Genomic DNA, 26,475 nt, shown 5'->3' on the forward strand with positions numbered 1-26,475 from the left:
CTTTTTATGATTAATTAGCAATTAATTTTGACGATTTTTCTTCTTGTCAAATTTTTGACGTTCGTTAGTATTCAAAATCTTCTTACGTAAACGAATACTTTGTGGAGTTACTTCACAATATTCGTCATCATTCAAGAATTCAATTGCTTCTTCTAAAGTCAAAGTCTTAGGAGTTTTAATAGAAGCTGAGTGGTCTTTACCTGCTGCACGAGTGTTAGTTAAGTTCTTACCCTTTGTAACATTAACTGCAATATCACGTTCACGAGAAGATTGACCAACAATCATACCTTCATAAACTTCAACACCAGCACCAATGAACAAAATACCACGTTGTTCTACTGATTGAAGTGAATAAGTAGTTGATTGGCCTTGGTTAATTGATACCAAAGCACCATTTCTTCTACCAGGTTCCCAATTCTTAACAACTGGCTTATATGCCTCAAAAGTATGGTTCAAAATACCATAACCAGCAGTTTGTGACATAAATTCATTGTTGTAACCAATCAAACCACGTGATGGAACTAAGAATTCAAGTCTAGTTTGACCATTTCCAGTTGATTCCATATTCTTCATTTCACCTTTTCTTTGTGAAAGAGAATCAATAACTGAACCAACATATTCATCTGGTGTATCCACTTGAACTGCTTCAAATGGTTCACACATTTGGCCATCAATTTCACGGTAAATAACCTTAGGACGAGAAAGTTGCATTTCAAATCCTTCACGGCGCAATTCTTCAACTAAGATTGAAAGGTGTAATTCACCACGACCAGAAACAGTCCATGAATTAATTTGGTCAGTAGGTTCAACTTTTAATGAAACATCAGTACGAGTTTGCTTCATTAAGCGATCTTCCAACTTCTTTGGAGTTACTTGATCACCTTCACGACCTGCAAATGGTGAGTCATTAGCAACAAAATCCATTTGAAGTGTTGGTGGATCAATGTGAAGTGGTGGCAATGCTTCTGGCTTTTCAGCTGAAGCAATAGTTTCACCAACAAAGATGTCATTAATACCTGAAATAGCAATGATATCTCCTGCTTTTGCTTCTTTAATTTCATTACGCTTCAAACCAAAGAAACCAAATAATTTAGTAACACGGAAGTTTTGAGTTGTACCGTCAATTTTCATAACAGTAACTTGGTCACCGACTTTAATCTTACCACGGTATACACGACCTACTCCAATACGACCTACATAGTCATCCCAATCAAGCATGGTAATTTGGAATTGAAGTGGTTGATCACTGTTTTCAACAGGAGCAGGAATATTTTTGATAATAGTTTCAAAAATAGGATCCATGGTTTCTTTTTGAGTACTCAAGTCTTCATCATAACTTGAAGTACCATTTAATGCACTTGCGTAGACAACTGGGAAATCAAGTTGTTCATCATTTGCACCAAGTTCAATAAATAATTCAAGAACTTCATCTAAAACTTCAGCTGGTCGAGCACCTGGACGGTCAATTTTGTTAATAACAACAATTGGCTTAACTCCAGCTTCTAAAGCCTTTTTAAGCACAAAACGAGTTTGTGGCATAGTACCTTCATATGCATCAACCAATAAAAGTGCACCATCAACCATGTGCATAATACGTTCTACTTCACCACCGAAGTCAGCGTGACCTGGCGTATCTAAGATATTAATAGTAGTATCATGGTATTTAACTGCTGTATTCTTTGAAAGAATAGTAATACCACGTTCACGTTCAATATCGTTTGAGTCCATTGCACGATCTTCAAGGTTAATGTGTTCTGGCAAAGTATCTGATTGCTTCAATAATTGGTTAACCAAAGTGGTTTTACCGTGGTCAACGTGAGCGATAATCGCAATATTTCTAATATCTTCTCTTCTTTGTTCTGACAAAGGTATTCCTCCCAGCTTCAATAAAAAAACTGTGACGCGGTCACAGTATGAACACGCAAATCATAATTCACGCTCTTTTCGAAGTGTCTACATATTTTAGTTACGTTGCTAGATTTTACCACTTAAATGCGAAGGGGTCAATGTTTAGCAATACTTTTAAAAGTATTACGAGCAGAATTTGAATAAATGTGGTACAAATATATAAGTAAATAATGATTTAAGGAGCAATATATATGATTCTTATGAAAGATATCGTCAGAGATGGCGACCCCGTTTTAAGAAGAGTTGCAGACCAACTTACTTTCCCACTTTCAGACCACTATCAAAAATTAGCGGATGACATGATGGAATACTTAATCAACTCACAAGATCCCAAAATTGCAGAAAAACATCAATTAAGAGCTGGCGTAGGATTGGCTGCACCTCAAGTTGGTGAAGGAGTACAAATGGCTTCTCTACTAGTACCAAATGATAAAGGTGAAATAATTTTTAAAGAAACTTTTGTAAATCCAAAAATTATTTCTGAATCAGTTCGTCAAGTTTGCTTGAGCGAAGGTGAAGGCTGTTTAAGCGTTGATAAGGTAATTGATGGCTATGTTCCACGTCCTAATAAATTAACAATTAAATACTTTACAGTAGATGGAGAAGAGAAGACAATTCGGTTGACTGGATATCCTGCAATTGTTGCATCACACGAAATTGATCACTTAAACGGACACCTTTTCTATGACAGAATTAACAAAAAAGATCCATTTGCTTTAAAGGATGATACATTAGTAATTTCTTAAATTACTATTTTTTATTAAGACAAGAGATGATACAAGGAGACTAGTTGGACTAGTCTCTTTTTCTATGTCATAGCTACACTTAAAGCAAAACTTATGGTAAAATTTTATTAACTATTGAATATTTTTGAAGAATATTCATCTTGAGATCGTTTTAACAACTAAATAAGGAGATAGATTTATGATCTATAAAGTTTTATACCAAGACAACAAGATTGTTAACCCAAGAAGAGAAACTACTAAAACTCTCTTTCTTGAAGCTGACAGTATTGGCCAAGCTCGGATGATGGTTGAAGATAATACCCCCTACAATGTCGAACTCATCCAAGAATTAACTGGCAACTCATTAGCATACGAAAAAGAACATGCTGATTTTAAGTTGACCACTTTTGATACTGATAAGTAATCAATGGTTAGAATTAAAAAAAATGAAGTAGCTGTTTTTGCCATTGGGGGTTTAGGCGAAATCGGTAAAAATATGTACTGCGTTCAGTATCAAGATGAAATTATCATCATGGATTGTGGTATTAAGTTCCCCGAAGATGATTTATTAGGTATTAACTATGTAATTAGTGATTATTCATACCTAATTAAGAATCGTAAAAAAATCAAGGCCTTGGTTGTCAGCCATGGTCACGAAGATCATATTGGTGGGATTCCATTCCTACTTGAAAAGATTCCAGAAGTTCCAGTCTATGCAACACCTTTTGCATTAGCTTTAATCAAAGGTAAATTAGATGAACATGGAATATTAAAAACCACTGAACTTCATGAAGAACATGAAGATACAGTTTTAACTTTTGATAAGTTATCCGTTACATTCTTCAGAACTACCCACTCAATTCCTGACACATTGGGAATCGCAGTTCACACGCCACTTGGTGCTGTGATTTTTACAGGTGACTTCAAATTTGATTTGACACCTGTAATGAATCAACCCGCACCAGATTTCCAAAGAATGGCAAAATTGGGTGATGAAGGTGTACTAGCACTACTATCTGATTCAACAAATGCTGAAGTGTCAGCATTTACTAAATCAGAACGATTTGTCGCAAAATCACTAAATAATATCATAAAAGGTATCGATGGTCGTATTATTTTTGCGACATTTGCATCTAACCTTTATCGGGTTTCAACTGCCGTTGAAGCTGCAATCGAAACCGGACGAAAAATCGCAATTTTTGGTCGAAGTATGGAAAATGGTATTCAAAACGGTATTGACTTAGGTTACTTAAATGTTCCTAAAGATTTGATTGTTGATGCTAATGAAATTAACCGCTTGAAACCTAATGAAGCTATGATTTTATGTACTGGATCACAGGGGGAACCATTAGCTGCCCTTTCAAGAATTGCTGATGGTACTCACCGTCAAATTAGCATTCAACCTGGTGATACGGTTATTTTTTCATCAAATCCAATTCCTGGTAATACTTTGTCTGTTAACCATTTAATTAATAAATTAATGGAAGCAGGTGCAAATGTTATTCACGGTAAAGTAAATAATGTTCATACTTCTGGCCATGGTGGACAAGAAGAATTAAAAATGATGGTCCGTCTGGCTAAACCTAAATATATGATTCCAGTTCATGGTGAATATAGAATGCAGGTTATTCATACACATCTTGCTCAAGATGCTGGAGTTCCAAAAGAAAATACTTTTGTTCTAAGTAATGGTGAAGTTGTAGCATTTAGCCCTGAAGGTTCAAGAATTGCTGGTCACATTCCCGCAGGTGATGTTTTTGTAGATACCTCAGGTACTGCAGATGTTGGAAATGTAGTTGTACGTGATCGGCAAATTTTATCTGAAGAAGGTTTAGTGGTCGCAGTTGCAACTGTTGACTATAAACATCAACGCGTCCTCGCAGGACCTGATATTTTGAGTCGCGGTTTTGTTTATATGCGTGAATCACAAGACTTAATTTCTCAAGCTCAGAAAAATGTCTATCATGTATTACGCACCCAAATGGCCAAAAAGCCACGCCCTTCTGAAAATGATATTCGAAAGGCAATAATCGCCAACTTGCAAGATTTCTTGTACGCACGGACTGAGCGTAGACCGCTCATTTTACCAATGATTATCGAGAAAAAATAATTTAGCTCAAAAATTATCAATAGTAAATTAAAAAATCAACCAGTTTAAAAACTAGTTGATTTTTTGTTTTATTCAATAATTTTAAATTTAGTAAAAATAAAGATACGTTAATTCAACTTTTCTAACTTAATTCCTTGCATTCCAATCATTGGATCAATTTTACCTGAATAAATTGCCTCTTTAGTTAAAATCTTTGGTCCTTCATCTTCTGCCTTTTCAATATTACTTGCATTATCTTCTTGTTGGTCTTCTTCTTGCTCAAGCTGTGGCATTAAACTAACAATCTTCTTCGCAAGACCAGTTTTTCGATTATTGCCTGGTGTATTAGTTGCCATTAAAAAAGCCTTTTGCTCACCTACTAAAACCAAGTTTTTAGCTGCTCTAGTAACTGCAGTATACAAAAGATTCCGTCTTAACATCACAAAATTTTGCATGGTTAAAACTAAAATAACAAGTGGAAATTCTGAACCTTGCGATTTATGAATAGTAATTGCATATGCTCTTGTTAAATCAAGTAAATCTTTACGTGAAAACTTTACTTCCCGGTCATCAAAATTACATACCAACAACTCATCGCTCTTGTTCTCATTAATTCCAATGACTTTACCAATTTGTCCATTATAAATATCTTTTTCAGGATTATTTTGTAATTGTAAAACCCGGTCACCTATCATGAACTTTTCATCATGACTTTCAACAAATTTACTATTTTCCTCTTTAGGATTTAAGATTTTTTGCAATAAGTTATTTAAATTGGTAATACCACTAGTACCATGATACATAGCACTAAGGACTTGAATATCATCCCTAGCAAATCCTTTCTTAACAGCATAATTTACAATTTGCTCAATTGCCTGACCTACTTGAGCAGGTGGACAAGGGATAAATGAATAGTTTTTGGTTTTCTGAAAAAGCAAGTTTGTATTTTGGTCTTCATTAATACTATGAGCCAGAGTAATAATTGATGAATCATCCCCTTGACGGTGAATCGTGGTTAGTTTGGTAACAGGAAAGGCAGCTGCCGTTATCATATCTCCAAAAACATTCCCCGGTCCAACTGAAGGTAGTTGATCTTTATCTCCAACAAAGACTACTCGTTTAGTTCCCACAATACTTGAAAGCAGTTGCTTAAACAAAAACATATCAACCATTGACATTTCATCAATAATTAATATTTCTCCATTAATTTGATTTAACTCAATTTCATCATCATTATTACTATTGTTAATGCCTAGTCCTAATAATCGATGAATTGTCTTGGCTTCAACACCGGTTGTTTCACTCATTCTTTTAGCTGCTCTTCCTGTTGGTGCTGCCAAAATAAATGGTGGGTCTTCACTATACAAACTAGCTGCTGGAATTTCTTCCAATCGTCTCAAGCAATATAAAATTCCATTAATAATGGTCGTCTTTCCAGTACCTGGTCCACCTGTTAGTAAAGATAAAGGATGATTAAGAGCATTCTTTATAGCAGACTTTTGCGTATCATCATACTTGATTTTCAAATGCTTTTCACATTCATCAATAACCTGAGCAATTTTTTCATCTGCGAAGTTTTCACACTTATTTTCATTAAGTCGTGCCAAATTTTGAGCAATAACTTGCTCTGTTTCAAAAATATTTTGCAAACTAATTACATCATCTTTAACAACAACTTTTCCAGCTCTTTGTAAATCATTTACTGCTTCTGCAATTGAATCAAATTGGGGAATATCAGTTAATTCACTAACTTCAGTTAACAAAAACTTTAGTTCAACAAAAGTATTCCCCTGTTCCTGCAACTTATTAAGCAACACTTGATATATTCCCCCACTAATTCTTCGAGAATCATTAAAAGGAATGCCTAGTTGCTCTCCTATATAATCTGCTTGCTTAAAACCATATCCTGAAACCTCGTTAATTATTGCGTATGGATCCTTTTCTAGCCTTTTAATACTGTCCCCATGATATAAATTATAAATTCTATTAATTACATTCTTTCTAAGACCATATTGGCTCAATTTCAAACTAATTTCTGCATAAGAATCCATTGAATTAAGTCCAGATAACAAACTATCTTTTTGTTTCTGGGTTAACGAAAGTTGGTCTAATTTATTAGGATTTTCTTTTAAAACTTGCAATGCATTAAGACCTAATTGATCAATAATTGACTGAGCTGTTTTTCGTCCTATTCCTGGGAATTTATCTCCACTCAAGTATTTAGTTAGACTGCCTTCTTCATGAGGCATAACTTGATGATAACTTTCAGCCTTAAATTGTAAGCCAAACTTTTTATGTACAACTAATTCCCCTGAAAACTGATATTCAGAATTAATCGTAACATCTCCAAAACTCCCAGTTACTCGAATATCATCCTGATCATAACCCGCAAGTTCACCGACAATTTCAACGTCGAGAATTTTGAACATATCTTCATTATTTTCAAAAATTATGCCTGACAAGCGTCCAGTAAATTCTACCATTACTTTTCTTTTCCTTGTTTAATCACCTTTAAAAGGCTATCATATTGTTTTTTTGCACTTTGATAATAATCTGGATCAAGTTGCTTAGCTAAATTAAAATATTGCTCTGCTTCTTGGCGACTACTTCCAAATAAAGTTACACCAATTAAAAAGTTTAATTTTCCAGATCTAGCATCTTTAGAAATTTTCAAATAATTTTCCCTAGCTTTAGCAAAATCACCCAAAGACAGCCAAATATCACCTAACAATTCCAATAAATCATTGTCAACCTTAGATACGCTCATTGCAAAAGCCAAGGCTTTTTGTGGATTGCCTAATTTATGAAAAACTAAGGCCTTTTGATAATAGGTTTCATCATTATTAGGAATTGTATCAAGCAAGGCTAAAGCACGGTCAAAGTCGCCTTCCATGTAATAACAAATAGCCAAATTGTAATCCATTGTTTGCGGTTCAGCTACTAGTCCTTTAGCTTGAACTAATAACTTTTTGGCTTGATCAATTGCCCCTTGCTCTAATAAATAAGTTGAAAGTTCCAAATAATTATTTGCATTCTTAGGATCAGAATCAATATCTTTGATTAATTCTTGAATTGCAGTTTGAATTTTACCTTGTTGATAGAGTTGGACTGTTTTTTTACTCATTATAGTGAATCTGTTGCTCCTAATTTTCTTCCTAGATAATCAGTTTCATTCCAAACGACTTTTTTAAAGGTTTTACCTTCATCATCTGTTTCCAAAATTGTCAAACTGGTATTACTCAAACCACCATGCTTTCTAATTTCAGACAATGGGTATCCGAGTAATCCACCCATTATTGCACAGAGAGCTCCCCCGTGACTTACAGCAAGAATTTTGTCATTTTTATTTGGATATAACTTAGCCATTTCTTGAGCAAAATCTTTTCCACGTGCAATTACTTCTGGATAAGTTTCGCCATGAATTGCTGAAGGATCATATAAATCGGCATGATTCCAGAAATTATCAATTTCTTTGGGATATTTCTTTTCCGCTTCTTCAAACTTCATCCCTTCTAGATTGCCCAAATTAAACTCACGTAAACGTTCTTCTACGCGAACAGGTAAACTTATCCCCATTGATTGTTGAACGCCTTGAGCAGTATCAAATGCTCTTTTCAAAGGACTAGCATAAATACCTCTAAACTTAGTACCCTTTAAATAGTTACCTAACTTTTTTATATCTTCATAGCTTTCAGGCAAAAGTGGTGAATCTCCATGTCCACCTTGAAACTTGGAAGCCAAATTCCATTCTGTCTTTCCATGTCTTACGAAATAAATTTGCATTTTATCACCTAAATTGTATTAAATTTGTTTTATCTTTTCTTCTAGCATATCAAAAAAAGCTTGCATTGCAGCAGAAGTCTGACTATTTTTTCGCCATACTAATACATGTCCACTATTTTTTTCAATATTAAGTGGAACAAACACCAAATTGGGATTTGGTCTAACTGATAAAACACCATCAATTCCTAGTGTAGCATATTCCCCCGTTTCCAAAAGCCAGCTAATGTTGGAAGATAAATTAACAAAGCCTTTGATATTTTCTAAATTCATTTTTATTCCCAAACTTGCCTCTAAATCTTGATTTATAATTGAACGCTTAGGAATAATCAAATTGGTGTCTTTTAATTCAGAAACAGAGATTAGTCTTTTCTTAGACCAAGGATGTTTTTTTCCAACAATAAGTCCCCATTGCTCATAAATGGGTAACTGCTTTTGAAAATATTTAGTGCTTTCAACCGGTTCAAGTAAAATAGCACAATCTATTTGCATCATATCAAGCGCATTTTTTAAATCATCGCTATATGCACTATATAATTCAAATTGCAGTTTGGGATACAAAATTTGTAGCTGTTTAAGGGCCCTCTCAACTATAATCGAACACTGACTTTCAACTAAACCAATCTTTAATTTACCAGAGATGTCCGGCCCACTATTTTTAACTTCTTCAGAAATATCATCCCAAATCTGAAGTAAATTTTCTGATTTTCTAGCTAAGATTATCCCAGCATTAGTTAGACCAAAATGTCCTTTTTGAGTACGATCTAATAACTCCTGACCCAAATCTTCTTCTAATTTTTGTAATTGCCGACTAAGAGTTGGTTGCGTGATATGCAACTTTTTAGCCGCTTCTGTAATATTACCAGTTTGTGCAACTGTTAAAAAATATCTTAATACTCTTGTGTCCATCATTATACCTTTTAAGCATTAATATTCATTTACTATAAGTATTTTACATTAAAAAAAGCCGTAATTAAAATATGAATAAATAGATGCAAGAAGGGAGATTATCATGAAAAACGATAAAAATATTTTTGGAATTGGACAAGAAAATGTCGATTATGCGCAATACTTTGATGGTAAAAGCTTTTTAAATGGCCTTATTAGTCCCCAAGATAATATTCCATTTTCTGTAGCCAATGTAACCTTTGAACCTGGATGTCGCAACCATTGGCATGCACATACTGATGGTTTCCAAATTTTATTAGCTACAAGTGGTGAAGGTTGGTATCAAGAATGGGGTAAAAAGCCACAGAAGTTATTGCCTGGAGATGTAGTTGTTGTAAAACAAGGGATTAAACATTGGCACGGTGCGGCTAAGAATTCAAGCTTTAGTCATTTAGCAATTACACAAGGACCTACTGAATGGTATGAACCCTTATCTAAAAATGAATATGATAATTTAGACTAGGAGGTAAACAAATGGTTAAACAAACTGCTGGAAGAGATCAATTAGGAGATTTCGCTCCTGAATTTGCACATTTGAATGATGATGTTTTATTTGGTGAGGTTTGGTCTGATGAAAAATTAAGCCAACGTGATCGAAGCTTTGCCACAGTGACTGCTTTAATTAGCATGGGAGCTTTTGAACAGTTACCATATCATATGCAAAAAGCAAAAGAAAATGGTATTAGCCAAGCTGAAATAAGTACCTTAATTACCCATCTTGCCTTTTATGTTGGCTGGCCAAAAGCATGGTCCGCATTCAATATCGCTAAGAAAATCTATTAATAAAGAAAAAAATCTCGCTAAGTGAGAAATTCAAATTTGAAATTTGAGTTTAAATACTTAAACGAGATTTTTTATTTTAAACTTTAAAGATAAATTTTACTTATCTTCTTTTTTCTTACGGCTAACTAATCCTAAAGCCATACTCATACCTAAACCAAGTAATCCAAGTAAGCTTGCATTTGTCTTGCTTTCACCTGTTTGAGGTAATTTTTCTGCCTTAGTAGCTGAATTTAACTTGTTAATTCTTCTTGCTGCAGACTTAGCAGATTTGAAGTTTCCTTTAACCACATTAGTTTTAGTTAGACTTGGGTGAATTTCAGGCTTAACATTTTCAGGATGTGTGTTTGCTGCAGGCTTTGGATTTGATGTAGGAGTTGGTTCTGGTGTTGGGGCTGGACTTGGTTCTGGAGCAGGAGTTGCAATCTTTTCATAAGTTACGGTGAAGTGCTCGTCCTTTGCAGTTGCTGGGTTTAAGTTTTCATCGTCAATTGATTGAACAACCTTGCCGTCAGAATTCTTGATCACAGCCTTGTAGCCGTCGACTGAGTCAACTGATATAGCGTTGAACTTATTTTCAACTTTAGGATCGTTATCCCAAGTGATGGTGCCGTCAGGGTTTTGACTGCCGCTGAATGTAACAGTTTGAGTCTTAGTGCTTGGCTTTTCACCAGGCTTAGTGATAGTAACGGTTCTAGTTACTTCTCTTGAAACGAGTGGTTCTAGAGACTTACCTGTTGGAAGGTAAATTATGTCAAAAATTTCATCTTGGCTGTTTTCAGTTACTTCTTCAGCAGGGATGCTTGTTACATCGTGAGTTTGACCATCGACTGTTTCAGTAATCTTAAGCTTGAAGCCGTCAAGTAGTTCAACATTTGTTGCATCAAAGCCCTTCTTATCAGAAGTCCAAGTACCTTCCTTAACTGTCTTGCCAGTAACAAGGTCGATTGAATCTGTCTTATTAAAGGTTACTTTCTCTGTTGTACTTACAGTCTTTTCACCAGGCTTTGTAATATTAACAGTTCTTGTTACTGTCTTAGTTTCTGTATCACCAGCTTTGGTACCGTGTTGAACATTAATGGTATAAGTTGCATCGCTTGTTCCATAAGTGGTTGGGATTGTTTGATCATTTACAATCTTATAACCCTTATTTTGTAAGTTTTTCTTTACTTTGTTCCAATCATATCCAGTATCAGTGTTTGGATCACCTTTGCCACTAAAGCCATAGTAAGTCAAATCAGTGTCGGTATCGTTGTCGTGAACTGTAACTGTCAAGCTATGTTGAACAACTGTGTAGACTAAATCATCTTCACTATTTGCTTGTTCATTTGCGGCTGCAGTTACTTTGTCATTTTCAACTTTGAGCCCCTTCTTGGTAGTTGAATTTGCTACATAGCCATCAATTTGTGGAATATCGATTGCATCATAGTTTTCTGATGAAGCTTTCCAGTCAGTGGTTCTTGGATCCTTAACGATTTGACCATTAGTCTTATCTACATAAACGGTTCTTGTCCAGTCGACACTCTTGGTAATTGAAGCATGTAAGACTTTTCCATCTTTATCTAAGAAGTGAAGCGTGAAGGTGTAGGCCTTCTTGTATTGGTCTTCGCTTGGCCACTTTGGTCCTTCTGGATCATTTGGATTAATTGTAGTGCCAGGCTTTTCAGGATTATCTGGTCCAACCGGTACTACTTCATGTTCTACATGGATGGTGTAAGTTGCATCGCTTGTTCCATAAGTGGTTGGAATTGTTTGATCATCTACAATCTTGTAACCCTTATTTTGCAAGATTTGCTTTACTTTGTTCCAATCGTATCCAGTATCGGTGTTTGGATCACCCTCGCCTTTGAAGCCATAGTCATCCAAATCAGTGTCGATATCGTTGTCGTGAACTGTAACTGTCAAGCTATGAGCATTTACAGTGTAAGTTACGTAGTAGACTTCATTTGCTGAATTAATTGTTATGTCATCATTTTCTGGGATACTCTCAACAACTTGACCAGTAGCGGTATCCTTATGAATTACAGCAGTGTAGTTAGGCTGATCATCTGGGGTATATCCAGCTAAAGTACCCTTTTCAGGAGTCCAAGTACCATCTGAAAGCTTATCACCATTTACTGCATCAAGCGTTGGAGTTCTACTGAATTCAACTGACTTTTCAAAGACTTTTGTTGGTTCAGTTTCTCCTGGATTAATTGCGTATACAGTTCTTTTTACTGTCTTAGTTTCCTTTTCTCCATCCTTTGTACCATGCTTCATCTTGATAATGACATCGTTGCCATCAAGAACTACCGTTGTTGGCACTTCTCCAACTGGAATATAGCCATCTTCAGGCGTCTTACTCTTAATTGTGTAAGTTGAACCTTCTTGACCACCAGCATTTTCACTTTGAATAACCTTGTATCCGCCGTACCCCTTATCACTTGTATCAGGAGTTTGAGTATCTACCCAGTAGATGGTTTCTGAACTTTCAATTGGATTGTAAGTTACGTAGTAGGTTTCGTTTGGAGTATCTGCATTGACATTGGTCTTAGCTATAATGCTATTAACTTCTTGACCATCTGCGCTGTCTTTGTGAATTACAGGGGTGTAATGATCAACCTTATCTGGAGTAAATGCATCCCAACTACCTGATTCTAGAGTCCAAGTACCTGAATCAATAACTTTAGTATGATCAACAGCATCTACAGTTGGCGTTCTGGTAAAGGTGATGGTTTTGTCATATTTCTTAGTTGGCTCATTTTCACCAGGCTTAGTTACATAGACGATTCTAGTTAAAGTCTTTGTTTCTTTAGTCCCCTGCGTAGTACCATGCTTCAACATGATGTAGACGTTATTGCCATCGACTGTGACGCTCTTAATGTCTACTTGATCATCAGCTAAGACATAGTTAGTTGGAGTTTTCTTAGTCAAAGTGTAAGATGAATCTTCAATTTGACTTGGAGTGTCTTCACTTTGAACTACCTTCAATCCCTTTTGACCTGCTGGGTCTTGAGTTTCTGTATCAAGCCAGTAGACGACCTCACTCTTATTAATTGGATCATATGTTACGTAGTAGGTTTCATTTGGAGTATCTGCATCAACATCGGTCTTAGCAGCGATACTGTCAACGACGTTACCGTCAGCGGAACCTTCGTGAATCACTGCTTTGTAGTGAGGAACTTCATCTGGGGTAACTGCCGTCCAACTAGTATCGTTATCTTTTGCTACCCAGGTGCCTTCGTTAACAACTTTTGTTGGAGTGACCGCATCAACAGTTGGAGTTCTAGTGAAGGTGAGAGTCTTGTTATATTTTACAGTTGGCTCAGTTTCATCAGGCTTAATTTCATAAATAGTTCTATTTACTGTCTTTGTTTCTTCAGTCCCCTGCGTAGTACCATGCTTCAACATGATGTAGACGTTGTTGCCATCAACTGTAACACTAGTAACTGGGGCTTGACCATCAGCTAAGACATAGTTATCGGGAGTTTTCTTAGTCAAAGTGTAAGATGAATCTTCAATTTGACTTGGAGTGTCTTCACTTTGAACTACCTTCAATCCCTTTTGACCTGCTGGGTCTTGAGTTTCAGTATCAAGCCAGTAAACTGTCTCACTCTTATTAATTGGATTATATGTTACATAGTAGATGTCACTTGGAGTATCACCAGTTGCATTATTAATTTGATCAATACTTTGAACAGTTTCGCCATCTGGAGTGCCCTTGTGAATCACAACTTTATAATGATCTTGTGGTGTTGGAGTATAACCATTAATTACCGCAGAATCTGGATCCCAGTCACCATGTTCAATTTGACCATTTACTGCATCAACCACATTATCACGGGTAAATTCAATTGCAGTATTTACTACCCTACTTGCCTTAGTTGCATTTGGTTTAGTTACATAAACAACTCTAGTAACAGTTCTAGTTTCTGGCACTTTATTTGTGCGGTGCTTCAACTTGATAATGACGTTATTACCATCGACAGTAACGCTCTTAATATCTGCTTGACCATCAGCTAAAACATAGTTTTCTGGTGTTGATTTAGTTAACTGGTAAATACTTCCTTCAAGTTGTTCTGAGACTAGTTCACTAGCAACAACCTTGTATCCTTCTTGTCCTGCTGAGTCTTTAGTTTCAGTATCTACCCAGTAGACAGTTTCACTCTTCTTAATTGGAGCGTATGTTACGTCAAATGTTTCATCTGAAGAACCAGCTGTTACAGTTTCAGTTGGAATTGCAGTTGCAGAGTCATCGGCCTGCCCATTTTTACTAATCTTAGTGGTGTAATGGTCAACTTTAAGATCATCTTCAGTTAAACCAGTGAACTGATCACTATCACTAGTTCTGGTCCATTTTCCTTCAGTAGGTTGATTAGTTACTAAATCAGTAGAATCGGTCTTTGAGAAGGTTACAGATTGCTTAGTAGTTTTAGTTTCTTCACCAGGCTTAGTGATGTTGATAGTTCTAGTAATAGTCTTAGTCTCAGTGTTAGTACTAATCTTGTGCTTCAATCTAATAACAACATCTTGACCGTTATTAGTGATCTCAGTTACTTGGTCTTGTCCGTCAGCATAGTCATAATTTTCAGGTAATTTATCCAATGTGGCTTTTGTGCCTGGATAATCAGTTACATCTTGCTTTTGAACTAACTTAAAACCATCTTTACTATCACTACTAGTATCTGGAGTTTGAGTATCTACCCAGTAGACATGTAAAGTAACTTGAGCTGGACCAACACTCACATTAACAATTTCATTCACGGTGATATCGGCAGTATCACCAGCAGTTTGCTTTTGGTTGATAGTATTAATTAAGTCATCAACACTAACTTCCTTCACGCCATAAACGCTATTGCCCTCAGAATCAGTTTGCTTAATGATTGGACTTTGAATATTATCAGCTGACATTTCAGTTGCTGGAATTGTTTCCCCGCTGACTGGATCAGTGGTAAGCTTACGACCGTCTTCATCAGTGACTTCAACTTTAATTAAATCGCCACTTTGCACTTGACCAAAGAGGTACTTGTCCCAACCACTAGTTGTTGGGGTTACCATTTGCCATTTGCTATATTCTTCAACCTTGCCTGTTGCTTCGTTAACAGTTGCAGTTCTATATAACTTAAGTGTTTCAGTTTTACTGCCAACTAATTGCTTGTCTTTGTTATAAACATTAATTGTCCGAGTAACCTCTTTATAAAGTGCTTGTTTATCAACGTGTTCTGGATAATTCATATTTGGATTATCTGGAAGCGGTGTGTCAGGAGTCTTGGGACCATCTGGAGTTTTACCAGAAACAGTAATCTTCTTTGATTCAACATAAAAGTCAATTTCTTGTCCACCAGTAGTTGAAACAGTAACTCCCCAACTTAAGTTAGAGCCACTACCATTAGTAAAGACTGGACCGTTAATGCTGTAGCCTGGTTGAACATTAGCTGTGATTAAGTCAGCCGGAATATTTGCTTGAGGGTAGTCTTGGCTAATAATCAAGGAGCTGTCATTTGGATTGTATTCTTTTTCCATTGAAGGAATTTCAATCTTAGTTCCATCAGCCTTAACTAACTTAACTGGGACTTTTACCAATCTGTTAATCCGAATAGTAGCCGCAATTTGTTCATTTGGATTTGCTTTACTATTGATTTGAGTTACTATTTGCGGAGCCATACTATCTGAATATAGCCCGTTTGCCAAAAAGCCTATTCCGTTGAAGTCACCTTCAGCTGTTGTGTCTTGCCCATTTAAGATAATGCGGCCACTTTGACTATTAGCAGCAATTGTTGGTAAATAAATCTCAATGGTCTTAATGATGTTCCAGTCAGTTACTTGAGCTGCACTAACAAAACTACTCAAATCACTGATATCAGACATATTACCATTAAAGTTAAAGTCTTGAGTTGAATATTTAACTTCAGCATTCTTTAAATCATCTGGCAATTGAATTGGACCTGTCAATCTAAAGGTCATAGTTCTACCATATTTATCAGGGTGCTGTGAACCCACATAACCGCCTTGACCACTTGGCAAAGACAAGATGATGTGATTATTGCTTAATTCTTTTGAACTAGTATTAATGACAGAGTAAGCAAATTGGAGGTTTTCACCCTTCTTATTTGTAGCTTGAACTCTTTGACGCCAAATACCGTCGGGACCGGCGGAAAGCGTTACTCCAGTTTCTGAATCACCTAAACCAACCTTGGCGGTAAAACTACCTAAATCATAAAGTTGATTATCGTTTGTAAGACCAAGTAATTTCTTAACATCATCTGAACTTGCTGGGTTAGTCGTCTTGTCCATTGGCGTGGTAGTGTCAATGTAGGCTTTAATGTCGTAGGAACCCTTTGCAGCATCAGGTAAAGCTTGAATCCAAAAGCCTAAAAGTTTTGGTTGACCTTCATCGTCTTTTTCTTGATTTGCAAAGTCATAAGTAAAGCCTGTGCCTTTGTAGTCAACTTTAACAGTGTATGAACCATCGCTATTCTTAAATTCCGAAATCTTTGGCACAACACCTTGGAAGTTCTGGACATAAAGCCCGCTCAGTTTTTGAGCAGAAATTCCCTTTGGCATTACGTAGTAAATAGTTGGTTCATAAACAGTCCCTAACTTAGTGACACTAGAATTACCTAAAGTAGTGTATAAGTAACCAATTTGACCGCCAGGAGCTACTGTCATGGTACCAGTTGATTGCAACTGCAAGGTTGAAGTTTGCTGACCAACAGTTTGATGCAATTCACTAGATGATGTGTAATTATGATTGTCAACTGTTCCGTTTAAACTAAAGCTTGAATCAAGCTTGTCACCTGCTTGACTACCACTGGCTGTAGTAATCTTGCCGTAGAACTTGAAGACTTGATCACCGGTGACATTTGCACCAGTCAATAATTGATCTGGAGTAAAAGTCAAGCTAACAATTGGTGAAGAATCAGTGTTGACGATATCTTCATTAGCGTTAACTTGACCAGTTTGAACGGTATTATCAGCTCTAACAATCCGGTATTGATAAGTCTTAACGCCTGACAAGAACATACCAGCTGATTCAGGTGTAGTTACCTTATAGACGTGCTGATTGCTTGAAAAAGTGAAGCTGAATTGGGCACTACCATTAGTAAAGGAATCAGAACTATTGACGCTATAGCCAAAGCTGCCGATTAAATCATCGTTTTCGTGATCAAGCATCAGAACTTGACTATCACGCTTAGGAGTACTGGTGGTAGTGACATCCCCATAAATACTCTTAATCTGTTCTTTTTCTTGAGTTGATTGTTGCTCAGCTGGTTTTGAAGCAGCCTTCTTAACTTCGTCTTCAGTTGTTTTACCAAGTAAAATATCGACAAAAGTACCATTTGAAGCTGTTTTTGAATAAGTATCTGAGTAATTTACCGTTGCACTAATTACAGCTCCAGTTGGTGTGTAAGCCTTTGTATCTTGATCAGGTTGATCCCCATTAAAGTGACCTACAAAGTAGTATGGAGCAACTGAAGTTTGATTAAGGTCAACACCTTTCCCCTCAGGAATGGTGATGATAATATCCTTACCTACGCCATCTTGGGTAATTTCGGTTCCGTCATTTAAAGTATTTAAGGCATCAGTTGCTGCTTTATTTAATTCAAAGTTCGAGGCAACTGGAATAGTGATGACAGATCCAGCATTAAAGTCCTTTGGCACACGGTTGTAGTTATTAATTCCAATTTGATTGGATAAATCTACTGAATAAGTGTGGTCAGTGCCCATTTTAACTGCATTAGTTCCGCCGACACGCTTGACAGGATTTATGGAAAGTGATGGTTCAACATCGTAGACAAAATCAGCCGGCGTTTGTTCTTTGCCATTTACTTCCCAGGTTACTTGATAAGTGTGTGGACCGACATCTGCTTGAGTAATGTTATAAAGACTCGGATCTATGCCAGTAACATTAGTAGTCTGCAAATCATATAGGTGAAAACTAACATGAAAAGTAGATGTCGCATTCATGGTTATTTTGATAGTCGCACCTTGATTATTACTGTCAACATTGACACTAGCAACAGTTGGTGGTAATTGAGTATCACCATCTTGTTGACCCCATATCCCCTTAAATGGAATATGGACAGAAATTACATCCCCAGCTTGTGCCGAATAGGAAATATTTAGTGTATGTTTTGAAGTTTTGCCATCAAAAGTGTTGTTGTCAAAGTAAACGCCATTTTGTTCTTGCGTGTCATTTGAAGATACACCATTTGTAGTGGCAACTGAGTTTAACTTTGTTTGTTCCAATTTCTTAGCAGCCGTAGTTTGATCAGTTGTTGAAATCGATTTAGCATCCTTTGCTTCACCTTTAGTTTTATCAGCACTAACTGCTTCTTGCTTTACACTACTTTCATCCCTATTTGTAGTTGAACTAGCAGCTTGATCTACCCCCCATTTTCATTTTGGGTAGTAGTTGTAGCATGCATAGATGCTACTTGTTGATTTGACATATTAGCAGTTTTACTACTATTTTGATTATTTGTTTTTTTATTCTGTTGATCAATCTGGCTTACGGTTTTAGTATCAGTTTCTGTCTCTGCTTGTACATCAGCCTTAACTGAACTTGGCATTGCACCAAAGTAAAAGACTGTTGCAATCAAAGCTGAAGCTAAGCCTACAGAAAACTTACGAAATCCAAAACGTGGCTTTTGCTCAGCCATTTGCTTCATTTTATTTTTAAAGTTATTTCTAGATACTCCCATATAAAACCTCCACAAATTATAGATATCTTTTGTATTCGGTTACAATGCTATTGTAATACTTTTTTATAAACAATAGTAAATATTGTAATTTTTGCAAAATAAAAAACAGTATATCAGCTATCTTTCATAACTAATATACTGTTCAGAATTTAGACTAATTGTAATTGCTTTTCTTCTTGGTATGCAGCATCAATATTACCGCCACCAAGACATTCTTCACCCTTATAAAGTACCAATGCTTGCCCTGGAGTAACCGCACGAGCTGGCTCATCAAAGTATACATCACAAGTCTTGTCAGCAGCATGATACTTTACATGAACTGCAACATCCGCTTGACGATAGCGAAACTTAGCCGTGCAATCAAACTCAACATCATGGTCAGGATTACCGGTGTAAAATGACATCCCACTAGCCTTTAAACTAGTAGCGTAAAGACGTGGACTATCATAACCTTGTTCAACAATTAGTTCATTTTTCTTAAGATCCTTACCTACAACAAACCAAGGTGCTGTTGATTCTTTAGTTGAACCTAACCCTAAGCCTTGACGTTGGCCAATAGTATAGTACATAAGGCCTGAATGATTACCAACCACATTGCCATCAGGAGTTACCATTTTCCCTGGCTTTGCTGGTAAAAATTCACTCAAAAACTTCTTAAAGTTTCTTTCCCCAATAAAACAAATTCCAGTAGAATCCTTCTTCTTAGCGGTTGCCAAACCAGCTCTTTCTGCAATTTCACGCACTTGTGGCTTAGTCAAATTTGCTAATGGGAAAATAACATGCTTAATTTGTTCTTGGCTCAATTGACTTAAGAAGTAAGTTTGATCCTTATTACCATCTTTTGGTCGCATCATGTGAGTAACACCATTTTTATCTTTAACGGTCTTAGCATAATGTCCCATGGCAATATAATCAGCATCAAGACTCATCGCAAATTCTAGAAAGGACTTGAACTTAATCTCAGTATTACACATAATATCTGGGTTTGGAGTCCGTCCCTTCTTATATTCACTTAAGAAATATTCAAAAACCCGTTGCCAATACTCTTTTTCAAAGTTAATTGAGTAATAAGGAATTCCAATTTTGTCAGCTACTCTTTTTACATCTTCATAGTCTTCAGTAGCGGTACAAACGCCAGCGTCATCAGTGTCATCCCAATTTTTCATGAAGACACCCACAACATCATAGCCTGCTTCCTTGAGTAAAAGTGCAGATACGCTTGAATCAACGCCTCCACTCATCCCAACTACAACTCTAATCTTGCTATTGTCAACCATTAAATCCCATCCTTTATAGTGGCTTAATAATCTCGCGCTCAATCAAATCTTTCAAAATAAAATTGAGTAATTCAACCGTTGGCTTTAACTGTTGATTTTTGAAAATATTTACCTTTTGCAAACCATTTTTATCAGTAATCACCATTGTTAAATGATCCAAGTCTTGATTAATAGTCATCTTCAACTTGGTTGGAGCATTATAAGGTGATTCATTATATAAAGGGTGTTCATAAATAAAATTACCCTTTGGTGACTTAACAAAGCCTACATCAATCAAAGAATAACGCTTAACATTTTCATTGATTGTGAACTTTCTTGTATCACCATTAATAATTACGGTATTTGCCATCGTTAAAACCTCACTTACAAATTATAAGTTACTTACTCAAATAAAGCAAGTTTATACTTTTTGTAGACGCAGAGCCATCTTAACTAAAGCTTGGGCAAATGCTTCTACTTCTGCTTTTTTTGTTAATCTACCAAAACTTATTCTAATCGATTCTTCGATTCTTGGCGAATCTGCTCCATACATTGCAGTTAAAACATGAGAAGGTGTGAGTGAGCCGGCAGTACATGCTGATCCACCTGAAACAGCAAAGCCTGCCAAATCTAGGTTTGTCAGCATAACATAAGTTCCAATGCCAATTAGGTGCAAGTTCAAAGTATGATGCGAAACCAAACCAGTTAAACTGCCATTGATTTCATATTTAATATGGTTTGCATCTAATGCATCGAGCACAATTTGTTGGAACTCTTGATAACGTGTCTGTTCTGCTACCCGATCAACAGCTTGTAAAAGCTTAATCGCTTCACCAAAACCAGCAATGCTTGGTGCATCAGTAGTTCCAGCTCGTCGCTTTTTTTCTTGTTCTCCACCGGTAATCAAACTTGGTAAACTTAATCCTGTTCTTTCATACAAGAAGCCAATATACTTTGGTCCATTAATCTTATGAGCACTAGTTGACATAAAATCAATTTGCATTGCTTGTACATCAAGCTCAATATTACCCAAACCTTGAACTGCATCAACATGGAAACAGATTTTAGGATTATATTCATGAACGATTTGCCCGATTTGGGCTAAATCATTAATCGTTCCAACTTCATTATTAACTGCCATCGTCGATACTAAGGCAGTTTTGGCACTTAAGGCAGCTTTCAAATCAGCTAGACTAATATGTCCACTTTCATCAACTGGAAGATAAATCACCTCAACTCCTTCAGCCTGTAATTCTTTAGCTGTATTTAAAATTGAAGGGTGTTCAATTGCTGTAGTTATTATTTGACAATCATAGTTATGTTCTTTAGCAATTCCGCGTAAAACTGTATTGTTTGATTCGCTACCACCTGAAGTAAAAATAATTTCATCGTCATTTCTTGCATTAATGAATTTGGCAATTCGATGCCGAGCTTGATCAACCACTTCAAGCGCCTTTCGGCCAAAAGCGTGTGTGCTGGAAGGATTACCAAAATTTTCGGCTAATTGCTTAGTCATTTCAGCTACCACAGCCTCTGAGACTGGAGTAGTTGCTGCATTGTCTAAATAAACTAACTTTCTATCCACAATTCTCACCTTTAATCTTTATCGCTTTAAATATGAAATAATTAAATCAGCTGCTTTTTGTCCAGCTTCCTTAACAAATTCCTCAAAGCTTTCATTAGCATCTTCATCTCCATTATCGCTAATTGCTCGCAAAGCAATCAATGGCTTATTGAAATGGTATGCCACTTGGGCAAAACTTGCTCCTTCCATTTCAACTCCAACAGCTTCAGGAAAATTAGCTTTAATGACAGTTTTAGCTGCTTCTGAGGCAATAAATGAATCACCAGTAACAACTAATCCTTCTTTAAAATTAAACCCTCTAGTCTTCAAGAAATCAATAAATTGAGCTCGTTCAGTACTTTGTAAATCAAATCTTGCTGGTTCGCGCGGAATTTGACCTTCTACATAATCACCAGCCGCAGTATTATGAGCGTCATGATAAGCAAAACTATTGACCACAATTACATCTTTTTTCTTAATTTCAGGTTTTAAAGAACCAGCTGAACCAGTCATGATGATTAAATCAATATCAACCCTAGCCAATAAATTGCTAAGGTTCATAGCAGCATTAACTTTCCCAATTCCAGAAAGTCCTAAATAAATTTCATTTTCATTAACAGAAAAATGTTCGAACTTTGTACATCCGAACATTTTTACCTCTCTGTCATGAAAATGCTGATAATAAAATTCCGCCTCTTCAGGCATCGGAACTATCAAAGCGATTTTCATATTGACTCCTTATTTATAACTTAAATAGTGCCACAAAGACTAAAACTAACAATCCTAAAACAATCCCGATTGCAATATTCAATCGCTTTTTTAATCGATCAATTTTTTCCTCACGAGTTAATTCAGGATTTCTTTGATACTCTGGGCTATTTACATCTTGATTTATCCCAGCTTCATAATCTTCTTTGTTGAATTCTTGAGATTTCTTATCTTTTCTAAAAAAATCTGTCAACAAAGAAAAAGATTTAGATTTATTATGTTTGCGTTGATAATCTGCTCTTTTTTCAGTCATTGTTTTCTTTTGAACCTGATAAAATCATATTTTCCCAGACTGTAATGGCATAAATAGTCTTGGCATCCACAATTTTGCCTTCGGAAAGAAGTTGCTTTAATTCACTTAAACTATACCAATGAGTAGTTAAAAACTCATCTTCGTCCAAGTTACGCTTATCTTCCAATCTAGTTAAAGTATCACAATAAAAGAGATACATTTTCTCATCACAAAAGCCAACTGAAGAATAAAATTCTGAAACTTTTTCCCAGTATTCTGCCTTCAATCCGCCTTCTTCATTGAGTTCTCTTTTCATTGCATCAAGTGGTGATGCATCAGTTTCATCGATTAAGCCAGCTGGAATTTCTAAAGTCAAATCTTTTATCGGCTCACGCCATTGTTCAACTAATAACATCTTGTTTTCAGAATTTATAGCCATAGCTGCAGCTGCAGGACGATGTTTAACAATTTCTCTAGTAGCAGTTTTTCCATTTGGTAAAGTAATTGTTCTAACAGATAAATCGACAATTTGGCCTTTAAAAATCTGTTCTGAGGCGATTTCTTGTTCACGTAAGTCCATTAGTATCCTCCTTCACCATTATCAATGTAAACATTAATGCATTGAAGACCTTTTTTACCTTGTGCAAGTTGATAACGTACACGCTGTCCGATTTCTAAACTTTTGTATCCAGCTTCTTTTATTGCAGTATAAAAAACAAAATAAGAAGCCTTAGTTAAATCATCATCAATAAAACCAAAACCGGCAGCAGAATCGAATTGTTTAACAGTTCCTGTACGCATTAATCTTCAAATCCTTCCTTTACTGCATCAGCAAAGTTTTCTTCAACAATTTCTGCACAACGACCACAAAGCTTTGGTAAGTTGGCATTATTACCTACATCAGTTCTTGTCATTCGACAACGATCACAGACTGTACCTTCTGCATGCTTAACAACCAACTTAGCAGTTTCAAATTCTTCAGCATTATCTGGAGCTTCACTATCTAATACGTTAAGCTTTGAAACAATTAAAATTTGTCGCATATCAGCATTCAATTTATTGAACATTGCCTTAGTATGTTCAGTTGGATAAACATCAACACAAGCTTCAAATGACTTACCAATTAATTTGGCATTTCTTGCTTCTTCAAGTGCCTTTAAGACGTCATCTCTAAATTTCATAAATTCAGACCAATTTTGCAATAATTCTGCTTCATTGTCAAAACTTTCGACTTGTGGCATATCACTCAATTGTACATATTCTCGGTCTTCTTTTAGATAACTCCATGCTTCTTCCATAGTATGTGGCAAAATTGGGGTCATTACCTTGGTAATCTTTACTAATGCATCATAAATTACTGTTTGCATTGCACGTCTTGGAAGTGAATCTTCACCTTCAATGTATAATACATCTTTTGCAAAGTCCAAGTAAAATGCTGAAAGTTCATTTGAGATAAACTTAAATACCATTTTATAAACATTAGTAAAGTCAAATTTATTATATGCTGCTAAACAGTCCTTCACTAATTTATTAAGAAGAACTTCCATATATTGATCAATAGAACGTAAATCTTTATATGCAACACGATTAGCCTTAGGATCAAAGTCACTAGTATTTGCTAACATGTAGCGTAAAGTATTTCGAATCTTTCGGTAACTTTCCGCATTTTGTTGCAAAATTCCTTTTGAAACAGCAACATCTGATGTAGTATCTGCTGAAGCAACCCATAAGCGGATAATTTCTGCCCCCATTTGCTTAACAACATCATTAGGTGAGATTACATTACCAAGTGACTTACTCATCTTGTGTCCTTTATCATCAAGTACAAAACCTTGTGAGAGAATTGACTTGTATGGAGCATGGCCACTAACTGCAACAGAAGTAATCAGACTTGAATTAAACCAACCACGATATTGGTCACTACCTTCAAGGTAAAGATCAGCTGGATAATGAAGTTCAGGTCTTGCTGCAAGAACCCCTTGGTGAGAAGAACCAGAGTCAAACCAAACATCCAAAATATCAGTTTCTTTTTTGAACTTACCATTTGGTGAATGTTCTGACTTAAAGCCTGCAGGAAGTAATTCTTCAGCAGTGTGAGTATACCAAGCATTTGACCCTTCTTTTTCAAAAATCTGAGCAATGTGTTCAATTGTTTCTTTAGAAACGATTGGAGTGCCATCTTCTGCGTAGAAGATTGGAAGTGGAACACCCCACGCTCTTTGACGAGAGATTACCCAATCACCACGATCTTTAATCATGTTGTAAAGTCTAGTTTTACCCCAACTAGGTGTAAAGTTAGTCTTTTCAATTTCAGCTAAAATTTGATCTCTGAACGCATCAACTGAAGCAAACCATTGAGTAGTTGCACGATAAATAACCGGCTTCTTAGTTCTCCAGTCATGTGGATATGAGTGAGTAAAGAAGCTTAATTTAAGCAAAGCTCTCTTTTCTTCTAATTGCTTAGTAACCATCTTGTTAGCATCATCATAGAAAACACCAACCAAGTTAGGATCTGGAATGTCTTTAGTATAACGACCTTGGTCATCCATTGGTGAATAAACAGGAAGGCCATATTTTTTACCAACATTGTAGTCATCTTCACCAAAACCAGTTGCATTGTGAACTAAACCAGTACCATCTTCAGCAGTTACATAAGTATCATTCATTACCAAACTAGTTTTGTCATATAATGGATGTTTAACGGTCATCCGATCAAAGTCAGTACCCTTAAATGTATCAACAACTTCATAATCTTGCCAATCAAGATCTTCGGCCACTTTTTCTAATTGACTAGTTCCGATAACAAATTTACGTTCTTCACCAGCAACCTTAATTAATGAATATTCAAATTTAGGGTTAACAGTAATACCAACGTTAACTGGAATAGTCCAAGGAGTAGTTGTCCAGATAACCATATAAGTGTCATTATCTAAAATTCCCTTACCATCTTCTACTTGGAAAGCGACGTAAATAGCGGGAGATTTCACATCATGGTATTCAACTTCTGCTTCTGCCAAAGTTGATTCACTAGATGGTGACCAATAAACTGGCTTCAACCCTTTATAAATATAACCTTTTTCAAACATTTTACCGAAGACTCTAATTTCTTCAGCTTCAAATTTAGGTTGTAAAGTGATGTAAGGATGATTCCAATCAGCCATCACACCAAGTCGTTTAAAGTCAGTTCTTTGCTTGTCAATTTGCTCCATCGCATATTTACGACAAAGCTCACGATATTCAGCACGGTCCATTGTCTTACGATCAACACCTTGCTTAGCAAGTTGTTGTTCAATTGGAAGACCATGTGTATCCCATCCAGGAACAAATGGCGCATAAAAGCCAGACATATTCTTATAACGAACAATGATATCCTTAGAAATCTTATTTAAAGAGTGACCCATATGAATATTACCATTAGCAAATGGAGGACCATCATGTAAGTCAAAACGAGGTTTACCTTCGTTAAGTTTCAATCTTTGTTCATATAACTTGTTTTCTTCCCATGCTTTTTGCCATTCACCTTCTCTATTTGGCAAATTACCACGCATTGGGAATTTAGTTTTACCTAAATTAAGAGTATCTTTGATTCTCATACTTTGTTCCTTTCTAAATAAAAAATCTCGCCCTAGTCTTAGGACGAGATTAACCGTGGTACCACCTAAGTTGGACCTACACAGCCCCACTTAACATGCTTATCGCGCATAACGTTAAACTAAAATAATAGCTGATCGACTCCAAAAA

The 26,475-nt window shown here is 36.1% G+C and carries 20 protein-coding genes; 5 read left to right on the forward strand and 15 right to left on the reverse strand.

What is annotated here, in order from left to right:
• Nucleotides 1-21: 21 nt before the first annotated feature.
• Nucleotides 22-1,866, reverse strand: a complete 1,845-nt coding sequence (typA, locus tag ETI37_RS01915) for a translational GTPase TypA (RefSeq protein WP_034535744.1) — start codon at nucleotides 1,864-1,866, stop codon at nucleotides 22-24.
• 233 nt (nucleotides 1,867-2,099) lie between these two features.
• Between typA and def the strand changes: the two genes are divergently transcribed.
• The 3 genes from def (at nucleotide 2,100) to rnjA (ending at nucleotide 4,743) form a co-directional block, all read left to right on the forward strand.
• Nucleotides 2,100-2,654 carry a peptide deformylase gene (gene def / locus ETI37_RS01920; protein ID WP_006586581.1) on the forward strand — a complete coding sequence of 185 codons (555 nt, stop codon included), beginning with the start codon at nucleotides 2,100-2,102 and terminating at the stop codon, nucleotides 2,652-2,654.
• Nucleotides 2,655-2,832: 178 nt separating this feature from the next.
• Complete coding sequence (locus tag ETI37_RS01925; protein WP_006584544.1) at nucleotides 2,833-3,057, forward strand: DNA-dependent RNA polymerase subunit epsilon; 225 nt, start codon at nucleotides 2,833-2,835, stop codon at nucleotides 3,055-3,057.
• A gap of 3 nt (nucleotides 3,058-3,060) precedes the next feature.
• Nucleotides 3,061-4,743 carry a ribonuclease J1 gene (rnjA, locus tag ETI37_RS01930; RefSeq protein WP_006586580.1) on the forward strand — a complete coding sequence of 561 codons (1,683 nt, stop codon included), beginning with the start codon at nucleotides 3,061-3,063 and terminating at the stop codon, nucleotides 4,741-4,743.
• Nucleotides 4,744-4,850: 107 nt separating this feature from the next.
• On the opposite strand, the gene recD2 is transcribed toward rnjA, so the two are convergent.
• The 4 genes from recD2 to ETI37_RS01950 are packed head-to-tail and all read right to left on the reverse strand — an operon-like array spanning nucleotide 4,851 to nucleotide 9,411.
• Nucleotides 4,851-7,205, reverse strand: a complete 2,355-nt coding sequence (gene recD2, locus ETI37_RS01935; RefSeq protein ID WP_048595641.1) for an SF1B family DNA helicase RecD2 — start codon at nucleotides 7,203-7,205, stop codon at nucleotides 4,851-4,853.
• Complete coding sequence (locus ETI37_RS01940) at nucleotides 7,205-7,846, reverse strand: tetratricopeptide repeat protein (RefSeq protein ID WP_006586578.1); 642 nt, start codon at nucleotides 7,844-7,846, stop codon at nucleotides 7,205-7,207. Before ETI37_RS01940 ends, recD2 begins: the two co-directional genes overlap by 1 nt.
• Nucleotides 7,846-8,505: a histidine phosphatase family protein gene (locus ETI37_RS01945; protein WP_006586577.1), complete on the reverse strand. Its 660-nt coding sequence runs from the start codon at nucleotides 8,503-8,505 to the stop codon at nucleotides 7,846-7,848. The genes ETI37_RS01940 and ETI37_RS01945 overlap by 1 nt, the downstream gene beginning before the upstream one ends.
• An 18-nt stretch (nucleotides 8,506-8,523) precedes the next feature.
• Nucleotides 8,524-9,411: a LysR family transcriptional regulator gene (locus tag ETI37_RS01950; protein WP_034535743.1), complete on the reverse strand. Its 888-nt coding sequence runs from the start codon at nucleotides 9,409-9,411 to the stop codon at nucleotides 8,524-8,526.
• Between the two features lie 103 nt (nucleotides 9,412-9,514).
• Here ETI37_RS01950 and ETI37_RS01955 point away from each other — a divergent pair, with 103 nt between their 5' ends.
• Entirely contained in the window at nucleotides 9,515-9,913 is a 399-nt protein-coding gene (locus ETI37_RS01955) for a cupin domain-containing protein (protein ID WP_006586575.1), read from the forward strand.
• 11 nt (nucleotides 9,914-9,924) lie between these two features.
• The gene (locus ETI37_RS01960) at nucleotides 9,925-10,233 is read left to right on the forward strand and encodes a carboxymuconolactone decarboxylase family protein (RefSeq protein WP_006586574.1); all 309 of its coding nucleotides are present in this window, start codon (nucleotides 9,925-9,927) and stop codon (nucleotides 10,231-10,233) included.
• Nucleotides 10,234-10,329: 96 nt separating this feature from the next.
• On the opposite strand, the gene ETI37_RS01965 is transcribed toward ETI37_RS01960, so the two are convergent.
• The 10 genes from ETI37_RS01965 to ileS all read right to left on the reverse strand — a co-directional run bounded on the left by ETI37_RS01965 (nucleotide 10,330) and on the right by ileS (nucleotide 26,327).
• Nucleotides 10,330-18,459 carry a mucin-binding protein gene (locus ETI37_RS01965; RefSeq protein WP_006586573.1) on the reverse strand — a complete coding sequence of 2,710 codons (8,130 nt, stop codon included), beginning with the start codon at nucleotides 18,457-18,459 and terminating at the stop codon, nucleotides 10,330-10,332.
• Between the two features lie 137 nt (nucleotides 18,460-18,596).
• Entirely contained in the window at nucleotides 18,597-18,914 is a 318-nt protein-coding gene (locus ETI37_RS07880) for a YSIRK-type signal peptide-containing protein (protein ID WP_006586572.1), read from the reverse strand.
• 149 nt (nucleotides 18,915-19,063) lie between these two features.
• Nucleotides 19,064-20,191, reverse strand: a complete 1,128-nt coding sequence (mnmA, locus tag ETI37_RS01970; protein ID WP_006587187.1) for a tRNA 2-thiouridine(34) synthase MnmA — start codon at nucleotides 20,189-20,191, stop codon at nucleotides 19,064-19,066.
• Nucleotides 20,192-20,204: 13 nt separating this feature from the next.
• Nucleotides 20,205-20,540 (reverse strand): DUF1831 domain-containing protein, encoded by a 336-nt coding sequence (locus tag ETI37_RS01975; protein WP_006586570.1) that lies wholly within the window; start codon nucleotides 20,538-20,540, stop codon nucleotides 20,205-20,207.
• A gap of 51 nt (nucleotides 20,541-20,591) precedes the next feature.
• Nucleotides 20,592-21,755, reverse strand: coding sequence for a cysteine desulfurase family protein (locus ETI37_RS01980; RefSeq protein ID WP_006586569.1), 1,164 nt, complete (start codon nucleotides 21,753-21,755; stop codon nucleotides 20,592-20,594).
• A gap of 18 nt (nucleotides 21,756-21,773) precedes the next feature.
• Nucleotides 21,774-22,463 (reverse strand): 5'-methylthioadenosine/adenosylhomocysteine nucleosidase, encoded by a 690-nt coding sequence (locus ETI37_RS01985; protein ID WP_006586568.1) that lies wholly within the window; start codon nucleotides 22,461-22,463, stop codon nucleotides 21,774-21,776.
• Between the two features lie 13 nt (nucleotides 22,464-22,476).
• Nucleotides 22,477-22,755 carry a hypothetical protein gene (locus ETI37_RS01990; RefSeq protein WP_006586567.1) on the reverse strand — a complete coding sequence of 93 codons (279 nt, stop codon included), beginning with the start codon at nucleotides 22,753-22,755 and terminating at the stop codon, nucleotides 22,477-22,479.
• Entirely contained in the window at nucleotides 22,748-23,314 is a 567-nt protein-coding gene (locus ETI37_RS01995) for an NUDIX hydrolase (protein ID WP_006586566.1), read from the reverse strand. Before ETI37_RS01995 ends, ETI37_RS01990 begins: the two co-directional genes overlap by 8 nt.
• Nucleotides 23,314-23,535: a cold-shock protein gene (locus ETI37_RS02000; protein WP_006586565.1), complete on the reverse strand. Its 222-nt coding sequence runs from the start codon at nucleotides 23,533-23,535 to the stop codon at nucleotides 23,314-23,316. The genes ETI37_RS01995 and ETI37_RS02000 overlap by 1 nt, the downstream gene beginning before the upstream one ends.
• On the reverse strand, nucleotides 23,535-26,327 hold the full coding sequence (gene ileS / locus ETI37_RS02005; protein WP_006587186.1) for an isoleucine--tRNA ligase: 2,793 nt from the start codon (nucleotides 26,325-26,327) through the stop codon (nucleotides 23,535-23,537). The genes ETI37_RS02000 and ileS overlap by 1 nt, the downstream gene beginning before the upstream one ends.
• Between the last annotated feature and the right edge of the window lie 148 nt (nucleotides 26,328-26,475).

The sequence above is a fragment of the Lactobacillus mulieris genome (assembly GCF_007095465.1).
Classification (GTDB): domain Bacteria; phylum Bacillota; class Bacilli; order Lactobacillales; family Lactobacillaceae; genus Lactobacillus; species Lactobacillus mulieris.